The following is a 16,293-nucleotide window of genomic DNA, read 5'->3' on the forward strand; positions in this document are numbered from 1 at the left end:
TCGCGAAGGCATCCGGTCAGTCGACATCAATGTTGAATGATCGACCGCTTTCGCGAGCAAGCCCGCTCCCACAAGGCTTTTGTGAACGCCGTCGAACCCAAGTGGGAGCGAGCCTGCTCGCGAAGGGGCCAGCCCAATCACCACAAAACCATCAAGCCTCACTCACTGGCACCCGCACACTCAGCGTAGTGCCCTCCCCCGGCTCGCTCTCAAGCGACAACTGCCCGCCCATGATCAATACCCGCTCACGCATGCCCACCACGCCAAACGATGTCGGCCGACCCGTAGCGGCGACAAATCCTACGCCATCATCGCTGACGGTCAGACACAACTCGTCGCCTTCCAGCGCCAGTGTCAGTTCGACAGTATGCGCCTGGGCATGGCGCATGACATTGGTCAGCGCTTCCTGAAGGATGCGGAACAAGCCAATCGCCTTGGCATCGCTGAGCACCGGCAGGTTCTCCGGCACCTGTACCAGACACGGAATCTGCGTGCGCGCTTCGAAACGCCGGGCCTGCCACTCAATGGCCGAGGCGATCCCTGCATCGAGAATCGGTGGCCGCAGCGCCGTGGCCACATCCCGCACCAATTGGAATAGCTGGGCGATCAGCCGCTTCATGCTGTTCAAGCGCTGGTTCAGACCGGGGTCAAGCTGGGCGTAGGCCAATTCGCACATGGACGTTTCCAGTTTCAACACGGTCAGCATCTGCCCCAGTTCGTCGTGCACCTCCCGGGCGATGCGGGCCTTTTCCTCTTCCCGCACGCTCTCCAGGTGCGCCGACAACTCCCGCAGTTGCTCCCGGGAGCTGGCCAGTTCCAGTTCGATGCGCTTGCTTTCGCTGATGTCCCAGACGATCCCGTCCCACACATACGCGCCATCCTCCAGCCGCCGGGTGATGGCCTTGATCTCGGCCCAGCGCTGCTCCCCCGAACGGGTGAGGATTCGGCCCTGCCACGACCAGTCACTGTCGGTGTCCAGCGCCTGATCCTGAGTCTGGTGATAACTGGCCTTGTCGTCCGGGTGCACCAGGCTGCGCAGGCCTTTGTCCCGATGGGCCAGGGTCGCCGGCGAATAACCGACCAGGCTCTCGCTGCCTTCACTGATGTAGGCAAAGTCGATTTGCCCGGTCACCGGCGCCCGTTCAAGACGAAAGACCAGTCCCGGCACGTTGGCGGCAATCCCCTGCAACCGCGCCTCGCTTTCCTGCAACGCGGCCAGGGCACGACGGCGTTCGGTGACGTCATTGAGGTACACCACCAAGTATTCGCCGTCGCGAAAACGCAGGAAGCTCAACGAAACATCCGCTGGCAAAACACTGCCGTCGGCCCGTACGCAATTGGTTTCGAAACTTTGCGGCCCTTCTTCGCTGGCCCGGGCGCGCTTCCACAGGTTCAGCCAGCGGTCCATGTGCAGCCCGGGCTCGAAGTCGATCAACGGCCGGTCGATGATGCCGCCGGACGCATAGCCGAGCATGGTTTCGGCAGCGCGGTTGGCGTAGCGCACGTGGCTGTCCCAGTTGACCCAAAGGATGCCGACGGTGCTTTGATCGATGGAAAACTGGGTCAGGCGCAGGGCTTCCTCACTGGCCTGGCGCAGGGCGATGTCTTCCCGCGCCGCCAGCAGCCGTTGCTCCAGACTGTGTTGCTGGCGTCGCTGCCAGAACACGATGGCGGCACTGCTCAGCAACAGCAACGCCAGCAGCAGGCACAGGTTCTGCCAGAACCCCGGTGATTCGGACAACCGCGGGTATTTGGGTTGCAGCCATTGGGTGTGCAGTTGTTCCAGGTCCTTGGCCGGGATCGCCCTTAGCGCGTTTTCGATGATGCCCGCCAGCTCCGGCCAGTCCCGGCGCGTGGCCACTCGCAGCAATTGCGGCAGGCCGATATCGCCCACCACCACCAGCCCGGCGAATTCGGGTTCGGCGGACAAACGGCCCAACTGCGCTTCATCAACCACCGCGTAACCGGCCTGCTGACTCAACAGCAACTGCAACGCCTGGCGCTCGATGGGCACGCCTTGCAGGTTCAAGTGGGGGAAGTTACTGCGCAGATAATCGGCGGTGGCGCTGGGCATGCGTACGGCGACGCGGGTCTGGCTGTCGAGTTTTTCCAGCTCCACCACGCCGGCGCCCTTCTGGTCGCTGACCACCAGTTGCGGTACACGCATGTACGGGTCGGAAAACTGCCAGAGCTTCAGCCCGCCAGGGGTCTGGGTCAGGCCCGGGGCGATATCGACTTCACCGTCGCGCACAGCTTGTTCCAACTGTTCGACGTCGGGGAAGTTGCGCCAGCTCAGCTCGACCTTGAGCGACTTGGCCAGCCACTTCATCAGTTCGACGTTAACCCCGGACAAACGCTGCAAGCGCCGATCGTATTGCGCATACGGCGCTTGCAACACCACGCCAACACGCAGTTCGCCATGCTCGGCCAGCCATTGCTGCTGGGCCGTCGACAACGGTGCAACGTGGGTCGCAGGCGCGGGCGCGGCCCAGCTCATCAAGGGAAACCACAAACAGCCGATAACCCACAGGCAGCGAAAACGCATCATTGAAGTCTCACACACTGACAAATACTGACCAACCCATTAGGCTGCCGGAATAACTTCTGGCCTGGAATATCCGATGCCCCCTGTCTACCGCCTGGCACTGCCAGCATTGTGCCTGTCGCTGATCCTGCCTTGCGCCTTTTCCGTCGAGGCCGCAGCCCCTGCTCCCGCCACGGAAAAACCGGCCGAAGCCAAACCGGTCGAGCGCCAGCCGCTGCTTGAGCGTAGTCAGGAAGACGCCACCGCACTCGAGCGCCAAGTCCCTGTCCAGGAACAGCAACAGCTCCAGGCCGGCGCCGATACGTTTCTCGCCTTGTGGAAACCGGCCAACACCGCCGAACCCAGGGGCGCGGTGATTATCATCCCCGGCGCTGGCGAGACCGTTGACTGGCCGCAAGCAATCAGCCCTTTGCGCAACAAACTGCCGGACGCCGAGTGGAGCAGCCTGAGTATCACCTTGCCGGACCTGCAAAGCGATGCCATTGCGCCACGCGTCGCCGAAGTCCCGCCGACGATCAAAGCCCCTGAGACCGGCAGCAAAGACTCGACCACCGCAACGCCCATCGAGCAGGCGGCCAGTGGTGAGGCGGATGTCGCGGACAAAGCCATCGCCGAAACCACCGAGGAACAGACCAAGGCCGATGCCGAGCGAATTTTCGCCCGTATCGATGCCGCCATTGCCTTCGCCGAACAGCAAAGTGCTCGGCGCATCGTGGTGTTGGGGCATGGCACCGGGGCGTACTGGGCCGCGCGTTACCTGAGCGAGAAACAGCCTTCGCAAGTGGAGAAATTCGTGATGGTCGCGGCGCAGACACCGGTGACGGGCAACCCCGCACTGGCCGAATTGACGCCCACCCTGAAGCTGCCGACCGCCGATCTGTTCTATATGGATAAGCCGCTGGACCGCAATGCAGCGCTGGAGCGTTTGCAGGCGAGCAAACGTTTGAAGACTTCGGCGTTCAGCCAGGTGTCGCTCAAGGCGTTGCCGGGCAATACCAAGGCTGAACAGGAACAACTGTTTCGCCGGGTGCGGGGGTGGTTGAATCCGCAGCCAGTGGCCGAGCAATAGTTCGGCGTTGCGCCCATTCGCGAGCAAGCCCGCTCCCACATGGGATCTTCAGTGTGTCACAGACAGTGTGAACACCAGAGATCCCATGTGGGAGCGGGCTTGCTCGCGAAAGCGGCATCACTGACAACACAACTATGTGCCGCTAACGAAAATCCCGCCGCGCCTTGATCAAGGTATAAGCGGTATGCAATTCACGGGTCTTGTCCGTCGCTTCGCGCACCTGCATTGCCGTCGCCCCCGAACCGGCAATCTTGTCCGGATGATGACGACTGAGCAGGCGCCGATAGGCCCGTTTGATCTGCGCCGGTTCACTGGTGGCCGACACGCCCAATAGCCGCATGGCATCCTGGTACGTCACGGCGCTGCTGACCTGCGGTCGCTTCTGCGGCTCGTAGTCGTGGGCCAGCGCCAGTACTTGCTGGGGTGTCCAGCCCAACCACTTGCCCCATTGCGCCAACAGTTCGCGCTCACCGTTCCCCGCACGGCCATCGGCCCAGACCATCCGCCAACAGGCGCGCAGCACGCCTTCGGCGGCATGTGGCTGGGCGCTCAAGCGCCGCAGATAACCGCGCAAGCGGTCATGCCCGGACTTGCCGCGATTGAAGGCGGCAATCGCCCGACGCTGCGCCGACTCGGTCATGTCCAATGAGCGCATTTCCAGTCGGGCCTGCTGGATATGCCCATCCACTACCCGCCCATCGCACTTGGCCAACCGGCCGAGCAACACGAACAACAGTTCATCGTTGCGCAGCGCCGGCCGCCCGCCGAGTTTTTCCCGCAAATGCGCCCAGCTCTGCAAGTGCAGGCGCCGGTCCAGCGCCTGCCCCAACAACGCGCCGAGCATGGCCCCCGGAATGCTGGCTATGGCAAAGCCTGCTCCGGCTCCAATCAGAGTCCCTGGCCACAACATATCAGCGGCTCGCTTCTATCAGGGTTTCGGCTTCGGCCAGGCGCTCGTAAGTGCCGACATCCACCCACTGCCCTTCCAGCCGTTCCCCGGATACTTGCCCCGCAGCCATCGCCTGGCGAAACAACGGCGCCAGTTTGAATGCGCCCGCCGTGCATCCCTCGAACAGCTTCGGGTGCAACACGGCGATGCCGCTGTAGGTCAGGGTCTTGGCGTCCGGTTGCCCGTCGCGCACCTGGCTATCGACCAGAACAAAATCCCCGGCCGGGTGGTGGGCCGGGTTATCCACCAGCACCAGATGAGCCAGTCCGGCAAGGGGTTGGCGCAGGGCGTTGAAGTCGTAATCGGTCCAGATATCACCGTTGACCACCACAAACGCCCCGTCACCCAGCAACGGCAAGGCGCGGAAAATCCCGCCACCGGTTTCCAGCGGTTCGCCTTCGGGCGAATACTGGATGCTGAGGCCATAACGCGAGCCATCGCCCAGGTAATCTTCGATCTGCTGACCGAGCCAGGCATGGTTGATCACGATCTCGGTAAACCCGGCAGCCGCCAGGGCCTGCAGGTGATACTCGATCAACGGCACGCCGCCGGCACGCACCAGCGGTTTTGGCGTAGTCAGGGTCAGCGGGCGCATGCGCTCGCCTTTGCCCGCCGCGAGAATCATTGCCTTCATGCCGCCGCTCCAGCACGCAGACTGGCCAGCAGCACATCCAGCTCCGCCAACTCCGGACGACGGGCCAGCACCGCTTCTATATAAGCAAAGAAGCGCGGCACGTCGGCGAGGTAGCGTGGCTTGCCGTCGCGGTGGCAGATACGGGCGAAAATGCCGATCACTTTCAGATGACGCTGCACGCCCATCAGGTCGCTGGCACGGTGAAACTCTTCAAAGTCAGGTTGCACCGGGATACCCAGCGCGCCGGCCTGCTGCCAGTAGTCCTGCAACCAGCCGTGTACACGTTCTTCGGGCCAACTGAGGAACGCGTCCTTGAACAGGCACGTCACGTCGTAGGTCACCGGGCCATACACCGCATCCTGGAAATCCAGCACGCCGGGATTTGGCTCGCTGAACATCAGGTTGCGCGGCATGTAGTCGCGATGCACCAATACTTTAGGCTGGGCCAGGGCACTGTCGATCAACAACTCAGTGACCTGCTGCCAGAGCATTTGCTGCGCGGCGTCAAACTCGATGCCCAGCTCATGCTTCACGTACCACTCGGGGAACAGTTCCAGCTCGCGACGCAGCAGTGCCACGTCGTAACTTGGCAGCGGCGCCACCATCGGCAATTGCTGAAAAGCCAGTAACGCCTGCAAGGCATCCTTGAACAAATCGTCGGCGTTTTCGCTATCGATCACGTCCAGATAGGTCTTGTTGCCCAGGTCATTGAGCAAAAGAAATCCGCGTTCGAGGTCTTCGGCATAAATTTTCGGCACATTTATTCCGGATTTCGCCAGCAGAAAAGCGATATCCACGAAGGGTTTGCAGTTTTCCTGGGGTGGCGGAGCGTCCATTACGATGAAACTTTTGCCCTCGCCTTCCCAACGGAAATAGCGCCGGAAACTCGCGTCGCTACTGGCCGCGGTCAACGTGGCCGGGGGCACGGCGCCCCAGCCTTGCGCTGCAAAGAGGGTTGCCAATTGTTCATCGAGCCAAACTTTCAGGTGTTGCAAGCGTACATCTTGGTCAGGCATTACAAGGGTCTCCGACGGCGCTAGCCGTCAAGCGGGTCATGCTTTATTATCCAGCATCTTTTTCAGACCATCGAGAGGCGTGCGGCCCACCACCGCGGGCAGATGGCACGCAGGAAGCCCGGACTAATAAGATGGCATTGAAATCCCCCGCGTTTCGTAAAAAATTTCCGTTGTTGGTTACCGGCAGTCTGCTGGCCCTGCAACCCCTAGCCACTTCCTACGTGGTCGCCGCGGAACAGTATGACTGCTCAGTCTCTGCTTCGGGTGCCTGGGACTGTGCGCCCAAGTCGCCGGCAGCCGCATTGCCGCCGCGACCCGTCCATGACGGCAGCGCAGCAGTCACCGCGAACGGCGAAGCTGTGGCCCCGAACGGCTCCAGCGAAGACACCGGCGCCAAGCCTGTGCTGGTCACTGAGTCCAAGGGCCGCGGGCTGAAGTCCCGTAGCGCAGACTACAGTCACCTCGACTGGGTTCCGCGCGAGAAGCTCACTGCTGCGCAGTTGGCCGAAACCGGTCCTTACTGCTCTGGTTCCTATATCGAACCAATTCGTCCTGGCATGAATGACAAGACGAATAAAAGTGACGCACCGACCTTTATCGGCGCAAAGGCTTCGCGCTATAACACCGAAGATCAGATCGGCACCCTGGCCGGTGACGTCGTCTTGCGCCAGGGCAGCATGCAGGTCGAAGCCGACGAAGCGAGCCTGTACCAGGCCGAGAGCCGTGGCGAACTGAACGGCAACGTCCGGGTTCGCGACAATGGCGCGCTGATCGTGGGCGACCACGCTGACGTGCAGCTCGACACCGGTGAAGCCAAGGTCGATAACGCCGAATACGTGATGCACAAGTCCCGTATCCGCGGTAACGCGCTGTACGCCAAACGTGCTGAAAACGCGATCATCCGCCTCAAGGATGGTACGTACACCACGTGCGAACCGAACAGCAACGCCTGGCAGCTCAAGGGCAACAACATCACCTTGAACCCGGCCACCGGTTTCGGTACTGCGACCAACGTGACACTGCGGGTCAAGGACATTCCAGTCCTGTACACGCCGTACATCTACTTCCCGATCGACGACCGTCGCCAATCCGGTTTCCTGCCGCCGACTATCGGCACCGGCAGCGATACCGGCTTCATGCTGGTCACGCCGTACTACTTCAACCTGGCACCGAACTACGATGCCACGTTGTATCCGCGTTACATGAGCAAGCACGGCATGTTGGTGGAAGGCGAGTTCCGTTACCTGACCAAGTCCAGCGAAGGTCAGTTCGGCGCGGCGTACCTCAACGACGAGTCCAACGATCGCGACAAGCAGACCGATTCCGCAAAAACCCGCTACATGTACAACTGGCAGCACAAGGGTGGCCTCGACTCGCGTGTATTCACGCAGGTCGACTACACCAAGATCAGCGATCCGTTTTACTTCCAGGATCTGCAGACTGACCAGATTGGCGTGAAAAGCGCGGATTACGTGAACCAGCAAGGTTCCGTTACCTACCGTGGTGACAACTACACCGCAGCGGTCAATGCTCAGTCATACCAACTGGCGACGATAGCTGCTATCACACCGTATGATCGTTTGCCGCAGATCACCTTTAATGGTGCGTTGCCGTATCATCCGGGCGGTCTGGATTTTTCGTATAACACCGAAATCGTACGGTTTGACCGGGATTTGAGAAACGGTCAGGTCTTTGACGAAGACGGTGGTCCATTTGTTAATGGCGTCGCTGTCGGTACTCCTCGACTTGATGAAAACGTACAGGGTTTGGCTCGCGCTACCGGCGACCGCATGAACCTGGCGCCGTCCGTCAGCCTGCCTCTGAACTGGACTTATGGCTTCCTCAAGCCAACGCTCAAGTATCAATACACCCAGTATCAACTGGATCTTGATGGCACCGGCAAAGGTCAGATCGCGGACCAGGAAGCAGCAGCCGCATTGGCCGGGACCAAATACATCGGCGGCAAGTTCGGAAGCAACCAGAACCGTGGAGTTCCGATTGCAAGTATCGACAGCGGCCTGTACTTCGATCGCAATACCACATGGTTCGGCAAAAACTATCGCCAAACCCTCGAACCGCGCCTGTTCTACCTCTATGTTCCCGAGGAAGACCAGAAAGATATTCCGGTATTCGATACCAGCGAATCTACATTCAACTATGCGTCGCTGTTCCGTGACAACCGCTTTACCGGCTCCGACCGTGTCGGCGACGAGAACAAGTTGTCCCTGGGCGTGACCAACCGCTGGATCGAAGAAAACGGTTTCGAACGTCAACGCATCAGTGTCGGTCAGGCCTTGTATTTCAAGGACCGTGAAGTTCAGCTGCCAGGTATCGACGCGAAAACCCGCGACGATGCGCACTCCAACGTTTCGCCTTACGCACTGGAATATGAATATCGCTGGAACCGCGATTGGCGCACCACGGCCGACTACAACTGGGATCCGGACAGCCGCAGCCCGCGCTCGGGTAGCGCGATGTTCCACTACCAGCCTGAAGACAACCCGAACAAGGTTATCAACGCCGGTTACCGCTATCGCAATGACCAGGTCCGTTACGACCAGAACACGGGTAAGTGGACCGTGGGTGGTGGTGACTATGGCACCCCGGGCACTCCTGGCTTCGTGAAGGACTACTACAAGATCCAACAGCACGACTTCTCGGTGATCTGGCCGATCGTGCCGCAATGGAACGCCATCAGCCGCTGGCAGTATGACTACAACCGCAACCGTACCCTGGAAGCCTTCGGTGGTTTCGAGTACGACAACTGCTGCTGGAAACTGCGCCTGATCAACCGTTACTGGGTTTCCTACGACGAGTTCAGTCAAGAAGCTCCGCAAAACGAAAAAGGCGACCATGGCGTCTTCCTCCAAATTGTTCTGAAGGGACTCGGCGGCCTGACTGGCGCCAAAGTAGAGAGCTTCCTCGACAAAGGCATTCAAGGTTATCGTGAACGTGAAGACCAAGCTTTCTGATTGTCTGCGCCCGCTAGTGCTGGGCGCACTGTTCCTGGGTACTGCGGCTAACGCCGCGGTGCAGTCCATCGACAAAGTGGTGGCCATCGTCGATAACGACGTGGTCATGCAGAGCCAACTGGACCAACGGGTCCACGAAGTTCAGCAAACCATCGCCAAGCGCGGCTCTGCCGTGCCGCCGGCCAACGTGCTGGACCAGCAGGTGCTGGAGCGCCTGATCGTCGAAAACCTGCAATTGCAGATTGGCGAACGCTCGGGCATCCGCATTACCGATGAAGAACTGAACCAGGCCGTCGGCACCATTGCCCAGCGCAATAACATGTCGATCGATCAATTCCGCGCCGCCCTGGCCCACGACGGTCTGTCTTACGACGACGCCCGTGACCAGATCCGTCGCGAAATGGTCATCAGCCGTGTGCGTCAACGTCGTGTGGCCGAGCGCATCCAGGTATCCGAGCAGGAAGTGAAGAACTTCCTTGCGTCCGACCTGGGCAAAATGCAGCTGTCCGAAGAGTTTCGTCTGGCCAACATCCTGATTCCTACGCCGGAAAGCGCCAACTCCGAAGCGATTCAGGCTGCTGCCAAACAAGCGGATGCGGTGTACCAGCAACTCAAGCAAGGCGCTGACTTCGCGCAGTTGGCCATCGCCAAATCCGCCAGCGAAACCGCACTGGAAGGCGGCGACATGGGCTTCCGCAAAGCGGCTCAATTGCCACCTCCGTTTGATCGCATGCTGAGCACGATGGCTGTCGGCGACATCACTCAGCCAATGCGTACTCCAGGCGGCTTCATTATCTTGAAGATCCTCGAGAAACGTGGCGGCGAGACCCAGATGCGTGACGAAGTGCATGTCCGTCACATCCTGGTCAAACCGAGCCCGATTCGCGACGAAGAGAAGACCAAGGCCCTCGCCCAGTCGCTCTACACCCGTATAGAAGCGGGCGAAGATTTCGGTGAGCTGGCGAAAAACTTCTCGGAAGACCCGGGTTCCGCCCTCAACGGCGGCGACATGAACTGGATCGACCCGAATGCTGTGGTTCCTGAGTTCCGCGAAGTGATGGCCAAGACCCCACAAGGTCAGCTGTCCAAGCCGTTCAAGACCCAATATGGCTGGCACGTTCTGGAAGTCCTTGGCCGTCGCGCCACTGACAGCACCACTCAGGCCCGTGAGCAGCAAGCGATGACCGTACTGCGTAACCGCAAATACGACGAAGAGCTGCAAACCTGGCTGCGTCAGATCCGTGACGAAGCGTATGTAGAGATCAAACTCCCTGGTGCAGACCAGGCAGCGCAGTGAAACCCAAGCGTTTCGCGCTGACACCCGGTGAACCGGCCGGCATAGGTCCTGACCTGTGCCTGCTGCTCGCCTCGCAAGCCCAGCCACACCCCCTGATTGCCATTACCAGCCGCGACCTGCTCATCGAGCGGGCCGCGCAGCTGGGCGTGGTCGTCGATCTGCTGGCGGTTACCCCGGACCACTGGCCGGATGTTCCTGCGCCGGCCAACAGCTTGTACGTCTGGGATACGCCGCTCAGCGCACCGGTTACCGCCGGGCAACTGGACAAGGCCAACGCGGCATTTGTCCTGGAAACCCTGACCCGTGCCGGCCAAGGCTGCATGGACGGGCATTTCGCCGGGATGATCACCGCGCCGGTGCACAAGGGCGTGATCAATGAGTCCGGGATCGCTTTTTCCGGACACACGGAATTCCTCGCCGACCTGACCCATACCGCGCAAGTGGTGATGATGCTCGCCACCCGCGGCTTGCGCGTGGCCCTGGTCACCACTCACCTGCCCCTGCGCGAGATTGCCGATGCAATCACCCCGGAGCGTCTGGAACGGGTCACGCGGATTCTGCACGCCGACCTGCAACAAAAATTCGGCATTGCCCAGCCGCGTATCCTGGTCTGTGGGCTCAACCCCCACGCCGGTGAAGGCGGACACCTGGGCCATGAAGAAATCGACATTATCGAACCCACATTAGAGCGCCTGCGCGGCGAGGGCATGGACCTTCGCGGTCCCCTGCCCGCCGACACTCTGTTTACCCCCAAATATCTGGAGCACTGCGACGCGGTGCTGGCGATGTACCACGACCAGGGCCTGCCGGTGCTGAAGTACAAAGGCTTCGGCGCGGCAGTCAACGTGACCCTCGGCTTGCCAATCATCCGCACATCGGTGGACCACGGCACTGCCCTGGACCTGGCCGGCAGCGGCAAGATTGACACCGGCAGCCTGCAAGTCGCCCTGGAAACCGCCTACCAGATGGCCGAGACCCGTTTATGACCGAGCACTACCAACACAAGGCGCGCAAACGCTTTGGCCAAAACTTCCTGCACGATGCCGGCGTTATCGACCGCATCCTGCGTGCCATCCGTGCCAAGCCTGAAGACCGCCTGCTGGAAATCGGCCCGGGCCAGGGTGCTCTGACCCAAGGCCTGCTCAACAGCGGCGCGCAACTGGACGTGGTGGAGCTGGACAAGGACCTGATCCCGATCCTCAACCAGCAGTTTGCCGACAAGAGCAACTTCAGCCTGCACCAGGGCGACGCGCTGAAGTTCGACTTCAACAGCCTGAACGCCGCGCCCAACAGCCTGCGCGTGGTCGGCAACCTGCCGTACAACATCTCCACGCCGCTGATTTTCCACCTGCTGAACAACGCCGGCATCATTCGCGACATGCACTTCATGCTGCAAAAGGAAGTGGTCGAGCGTCTGGCGGCGGGTCCTGGCGGTGGTGACTGGGGTCGTCTGTCGATCATGGTTCAGTACCATTGCCGGGTCGAACATCTGTTCAACGTCGGCCCTGGCGCGTTCAATCCGCCGCCGAAAGTTGATTCGGCCATCGTGCGCCTGGTGCCCCACGACGTACTGCCGCACCCGGCCAAGGATCACAAGCTGCTGGAGCGCGTCGTGCGCGAAGCCTTCAACCAGCGCCGCAAGACCCTGCGCAACACCCTCAAATTGCTACTGAGCAATGACGAGATCGAAGCCGCCGGCGTCGATGGCAGCCTGCGTCCAGAACAACTCGACCTGGCCGCCTTCGTGCGCCTGGCCGACAAGCTCAGCGAACAAGTCTTGCCGGCCCCCGTTGCCGACTGACAGGCGATGAGCGTGATCGGGTAGGACGCCGGACGCGATGTCTGGTTTACTACCCGATACTTGGCCTAGACTGAATCCCATCAGCTACGCCCCGCGTCCCGCTTCGTTTTTAAGGCCTCTTGCATGTCCGATCCCCGTTATCAGGTCGACGTCAGCGTCGTCACTCGCTATCTGGCAGAACAATCGCAACCCGAGCACAACCGCTTTGCCTTCGCCTACACCATCACCGTGCACAACAATGGCGAGCTACCGGCCAAGTTGCTGTCGCGGCACTGGGTAATCACCGACGGTGACGGGCATGTGGAAGAGGTTCGCGGCGCTGGCGTCGTGGGTTTGCAGCCGCTGATCCCGGCCGGTGAAGACCACACCTACAGCAGCGGCACGGTGATGACCACCAAGGTCGGCACCATGCAAGGCACCTATCAGATGATCGCCGATGACGGTAAGCACTTCGATGCCGTCATCGCGCCATTTCGCCTGGCGGTGCCCGGAGCCCTGCACTGATGGCGACGTATGCTGTCGGCGACCTGCAAGGCTGCCTCGAACCGCTGCAATGTCTGCTCAAGCAAGTAGCCTTCGACCCTGCCCGGGACAAACTGTGGCTGGTGGGCGATCTGGTCAACCGCGGCCCGCAGTCCCTGGAAACCCTGCGCTTCCTCTATAGCATCCGCGAATCGCTGGTGTGCGTGCTCGGCAACCACGATCTGCACTTGCTGGCCGCCGGGCATAACATCGAACGCCTGAAGAAAAACGACACCCTGCGCGAAATCCTCGAAGCGCCTGATCGCGCGGAACTGCTGGAGTGGCTGCGTCAGCAAAAACTCATGCACTACGACGAACAGCGCGACATCGCCCTGGTGCATGCCGGCATACCACCGCAATGGTCGCTGCGCAAAGCCTTGAAGTGCGCCGGCGAAGTCGAAGCCGCCCTGCGCGACGACAACCTGCTCCCGCCTTATCTGGATGGCATGTACGGCAATGAGCCGGCCAAATGGAACAGCGACCTCACCGGCGTGGAACGCTTGCGGGTGATCACCAACTATTTCACCCGCATGCGCTTCTGCACCAGCGAGGGCAAGCTTGACCTCAAGGGCAAGGAAGGCGCCGACACCGCGCCACCGGGTTACGCCCCGTGGTTCAAGTACAAGGAGCGCAAGACCAAGGGCCTGAAGATCATCTTCGGTCATTGGGCAGCCCTTGAAGGCAAATGCGACGAGCCGGGCATCTTCGCCCTCGACACTGGTTGTGTCTGGGGCGGCGCCATGACCCTGATGAACGTCGACACCTTCGAGCGCTTGAGCTGCAAATGCGACGAGCAAGGCCACAGCAAGCCGTCAGTCGCCCCACTTATTTCCGAACAAACGTCAGCCAGCGCCCAGCGCTAGACTGCGCTTTCAGCCGAGCCACAGGAGCCCGCCATGAGCGAATTCAAACGTATCCACCCAGAACAGGCCCAAGCCCTGCGCGAGCAAGGTGCAGTGGTAGTCGATGTCCGCGATCCGCAAACTTACGCCGCGCTGCACATCGCCGGCTCCAAGCATCTGGACAACGTATCCATCTCCGATTTCATCCGTGCCGCCGACCTCGATGCACCAACCGTTGTGGTCTGCTATCACGGTAATTCCAGCCAGAGCGCGGCGGCGTACCTGATCAGTCAGGGCTTCTCCGACGTCTACAGCATGGATGGCGGTTTTGAGCTGTGGCGCACCACTTACCCGGCGGAAACTGCGCAAGGCACTTCCGAATAATTTTTTTGTAACGTGCAAACCCCGGCCACCGTGGGCTCGGGCGGTGGCAGACGAACGGTCTGCCACAACTAATTACGTATCTCGCCTTTACCTCCCGAATAAGCAACTATCCTTAAGCGCAGGCCATCCAAAACAGGGGAGAGCCGGTACACCGGCGCGCGGGTCATCGGGAGTAGCTTTCGGGGTAGTCAGCTCTGAAAGGGTTCTGGGGGGTAAACAGCAACTGACTATTCGGTTGCTGCCAGCATCGACTGAGTGATCCGGCGTCGGCTCCACGTATCGAGCGAGGTGACGTCATGAGTATCTTTAGCCACTTCCAACAACGCTTCGAGTCCACACGCCAGGAAGAACTCTCGCTGCAAGAGTACCTGGAGCTGTGTAAAAAGGACCGCAGCGCCTACGTTTCCGCCGCCGAGCGTCTATTGCTGGCCATCGGTGAACCGGAGCTGCTCGACACCTCGGCCAACTCGAGACTGTCGCGAATCTTTTCCAACAAGGTGATCCGTCGCTATCCGGCCTTTGAAGACTTCCACGGGATGGAAGAATGCATCGACCAGATCGTGTCGTATTTCCGCCATGCCGCTCAGGGCCTGGAGGAGAAGAAACAAATCCTCTACCTGCTCGGTCCCGTCGGCGGCGGTAAATCGTCCCTGGCCGAAAAGCTCAAACAGCTGATCGAGAAAGTGCCCTTCTACGCGATCAAGGGCTCCCCGGTTTTCGAATCGCCCCTGGGTCTGTTCAACGCCACTGAAGATGGCGCGATCCTCGAGGAAGACTTCGGCATTCCACGGCGCTACGTCAACACCATCATGTCGCCATGGGCCACAAAACGCCTGGCCGAATTCGGCGGTGACATCAGCCAGTTCCGGGTGGTGAAACTGTATCCGTCGATCCTCAACCAGATCGCCGTGGCCAAAACCGAACCGGGTGATGAAAACAACCAGGACATCTCGGCGCTGGTAGGTAAGGTCGATATCCGCAAACTCGAAGAGTACCCACAGAACGACGCCGACGCTTATAGCTACTCCGGTGCGCTGTGCCGGGCCAACCAGGGCCTGATGGAATTCGTCGAAATGTTCAAGGCGCCGATCAAGGTGCTGCACCCACTGCTGACCGCCACTCAGGAAGGTAACTACAACAGTACCGAAGGCCTGGGCGCGATTCCGTTCACCGGGATCCTGCTGGCTCACTCCAACGAATCGGAGTGGCACACCTTCCGCAACAACAAGAACAACGAAGCCTTCATCGACCGGATCTACATCGTCAAAGTGCCGTACTGCCTGCGGGTCAGCGACGAAGTGAAGATCTACGACAAGCTGCTGTTCAACAGCTCGCTGGCCAAGGCCCATTGCGCCCCCGACACCCTGAAAATGCTCGCCCAGTTCACCGTGCTCTCGCGTCTCAAAGAGCCGGAAAACTCGAACATCTACTCCAAGATGCGCGTGTATGACGGCGAGAACCTCAAGGACACCGATCCAAAAGCCAAGTCGATCCAGGAATACCGCGACAACGCCGGTGTGGACGAAGGCATGAACGGCCTGTCGACCCGGTTTGCGTTCAAAATCCTGTCGAAGGTCTTCAACTTCGATCCGCACGAAATCGCCGCCAACCCGGTGCACTTGCTCTACGTGCTGGAACAGCAGATCGAACAGGAACAATTCCAGGCCGAGACCCGCGAACGCTACCTGCGCTTCCTCAAGGAATACCTGGCGCCGCGTTATATCGAATTCATCGGCAAGGAGATCCAGACCGCCTACCTCGAGTCTTACAGCGAGTACGGCCAGAACATCTTCGATCGCTACGTGCTGTACGCCGACTTCTGGATCCAGGACCAGGAATACCGCGACCCGGAAACCGGCGAAATCCTCAACCGCGTGGCATTGAACGAAGAACTGGAGAAAATCGAAAAACCGGCCGGCATCAGCAATCCGAAGGATTTCCGCAACGAAATCGTCAACTTCGTGTTGCGCGCCCGGGCCAACAACAACGGCAAGAACCCAACCTGGCTCAGCTACGAAAAACTGCGGGTGGTTATCGAGAAGAAAATGTTCTCCAACACCGAGGACCTGCTGCCGGTCATCAGCTTCAATGCCAAGGCCAGCAAAGAGGACCAGCAGAAGCACAACGACTTTGTCACAAGGATGGTGGAGCGCGGCTACACCGACAAACAGGTACGGCTTCTTTCAGAATGGTACCTACGGGTCCGGAAATCGCAGTGACGCAGCGGCAAGCTCCAAGCTGCAAGCGACAAGAGAGAAGCGC

General features: G+C 60.2%; 13 protein-coding genes. 9 read left to right on the forward strand and 4 right to left on the reverse strand.

Going from position 1 to position 16,293, the window contains the following annotated elements; all coding sequences use genetic code 11:
• Nucleotides 1-151: 151 nt before the first annotated feature.
• Entirely contained in the window at nucleotides 152-2,548 is a 2,397-nt protein-coding gene (locus BK665_RS32375) for a PAS domain-containing sensor histidine kinase (RefSeq protein WP_123410530.1), read from the reverse strand.
• Between the two features lie 73 nt (nucleotides 2,549-2,621).
• Between BK665_RS32375 and BK665_RS32380 the strand changes: the two genes are divergently transcribed.
• The gene (locus BK665_RS32380; protein ID WP_123410531.1) at nucleotides 2,622-3,614 is read left to right on the forward strand and encodes an alpha/beta hydrolase family protein; all 993 of its coding nucleotides are present in this window, start codon (nucleotides 2,622-2,624) and stop codon (nucleotides 3,612-3,614) included.
• Between the two features lie 142 nt (nucleotides 3,615-3,756).
• Here BK665_RS32380 and BK665_RS32385 read toward each other — a convergent pair whose 3' ends face one another.
• From BK665_RS32385 to BK665_RS32395, 3 genes are read right to left on the reverse strand one after another with little or no spacing between them, the layout of a single operon-like run.
• Nucleotides 3,757-4,524, reverse strand: a complete 768-nt coding sequence (locus tag BK665_RS32385) for a DnaJ domain-containing protein (RefSeq protein ID WP_123410532.1) — start codon at nucleotides 4,522-4,524, stop codon at nucleotides 3,757-3,759.
• A 1-nt stretch (nucleotide 4,525) separates the two neighbouring features.
• Nucleotides 4,526-5,197 carry an N-acetylmuramate alpha-1-phosphate uridylyltransferase MurU gene (gene murU, locus BK665_RS32390; protein WP_123410533.1) on the reverse strand — a complete coding sequence of 224 codons (672 nt, stop codon included), beginning with the start codon at nucleotides 5,195-5,197 and terminating at the stop codon, nucleotides 4,526-4,528.
• Complete coding sequence (locus BK665_RS32395) at nucleotides 5,194-6,213, reverse strand: aminoglycoside phosphotransferase family protein (RefSeq protein WP_123410534.1); 1,020 nt, start codon at nucleotides 6,211-6,213, stop codon at nucleotides 5,194-5,196. Before BK665_RS32395 ends, murU begins: the two co-directional genes overlap by 4 nt.
• A 131-nt stretch (nucleotides 6,214-6,344) precedes the next feature.
• Between BK665_RS32395 and BK665_RS32400 the strand changes: the two genes are divergently transcribed.
• From BK665_RS32400 to BK665_RS32435, 8 genes are all read left to right on the forward strand, one after another.
• Nucleotides 6,345-9,185, forward strand: a complete 2,841-nt coding sequence (locus tag BK665_RS32400; protein ID WP_123410535.1) for an LPS-assembly protein LptD — start codon at nucleotides 6,345-6,347, stop codon at nucleotides 9,183-9,185.
• Nucleotides 9,160-10,482, forward strand: coding sequence for a peptidylprolyl isomerase SurA (gene surA / locus BK665_RS32405; RefSeq protein ID WP_185076718.1), 1,323 nt, complete (start codon nucleotides 9,160-9,162; stop codon nucleotides 10,480-10,482). The genes BK665_RS32400 and surA overlap by 26 nt, the downstream gene beginning before the upstream one ends.
• Nucleotides 10,479-11,468: a 4-hydroxythreonine-4-phosphate dehydrogenase PdxA gene (pdxA, locus tag BK665_RS32410; RefSeq protein ID WP_123410537.1), complete on the forward strand. Its 990-nt coding sequence runs from the start codon at nucleotides 10,479-10,481 to the stop codon at nucleotides 11,466-11,468. Before surA ends, pdxA begins: the two co-directional genes overlap by 4 nt.
• Nucleotides 11,465-12,283 (forward strand): 16S rRNA (adenine(1518)-N(6)/adenine(1519)-N(6))-dimethyltransferase RsmA, encoded by an 819-nt coding sequence (gene rsmA, locus BK665_RS32415; protein WP_123410538.1) that lies wholly within the window; start codon nucleotides 11,465-11,467, stop codon nucleotides 12,281-12,283. Before pdxA ends, rsmA begins: the two co-directional genes overlap by 4 nt.
• A 123-nt stretch (nucleotides 12,284-12,406) precedes the next feature.
• Nucleotides 12,407-12,787: a Co2+/Mg2+ efflux facilitator ApaG/CorD gene (gene apaG / locus BK665_RS32420; protein WP_123410539.1), complete on the forward strand. Its 381-nt coding sequence runs from the start codon at nucleotides 12,407-12,409 to the stop codon at nucleotides 12,785-12,787.
• On the forward strand, nucleotides 12,787-13,668 hold the full coding sequence (locus tag BK665_RS32425; protein ID WP_123410540.1) for a symmetrical bis(5'-nucleosyl)-tetraphosphatase: 882 nt from the start codon (nucleotides 12,787-12,789) through the stop codon (nucleotides 13,666-13,668). Before apaG ends, BK665_RS32425 begins: the two co-directional genes overlap by 1 nt.
• 33 nt (nucleotides 13,669-13,701) lie before the next feature.
• Complete coding sequence (gene glpE / locus BK665_RS32430; protein ID WP_123410541.1) at nucleotides 13,702-14,031, forward strand: thiosulfate sulfurtransferase GlpE; 330 nt, start codon at nucleotides 13,702-13,704, stop codon at nucleotides 14,029-14,031.
• 296 nt (nucleotides 14,032-14,327) lie between these two features.
• Entirely contained in the window at nucleotides 14,328-16,250 is a 1,923-nt protein-coding gene (locus tag BK665_RS32435) for a PrkA family serine protein kinase (RefSeq protein ID WP_123410542.1), read from the forward strand.
• The last annotated feature ends 43 nt before the right edge of the window (nucleotides 16,251-16,293 follow it).

Source organism: Pseudomonas frederiksbergensis, from assembly GCF_003732665.1.
Classification (GTDB): domain Bacteria; phylum Pseudomonadota; class Gammaproteobacteria; order Pseudomonadales; family Pseudomonadaceae; genus Aquipseudomonas; species Aquipseudomonas frederiksbergensis_G.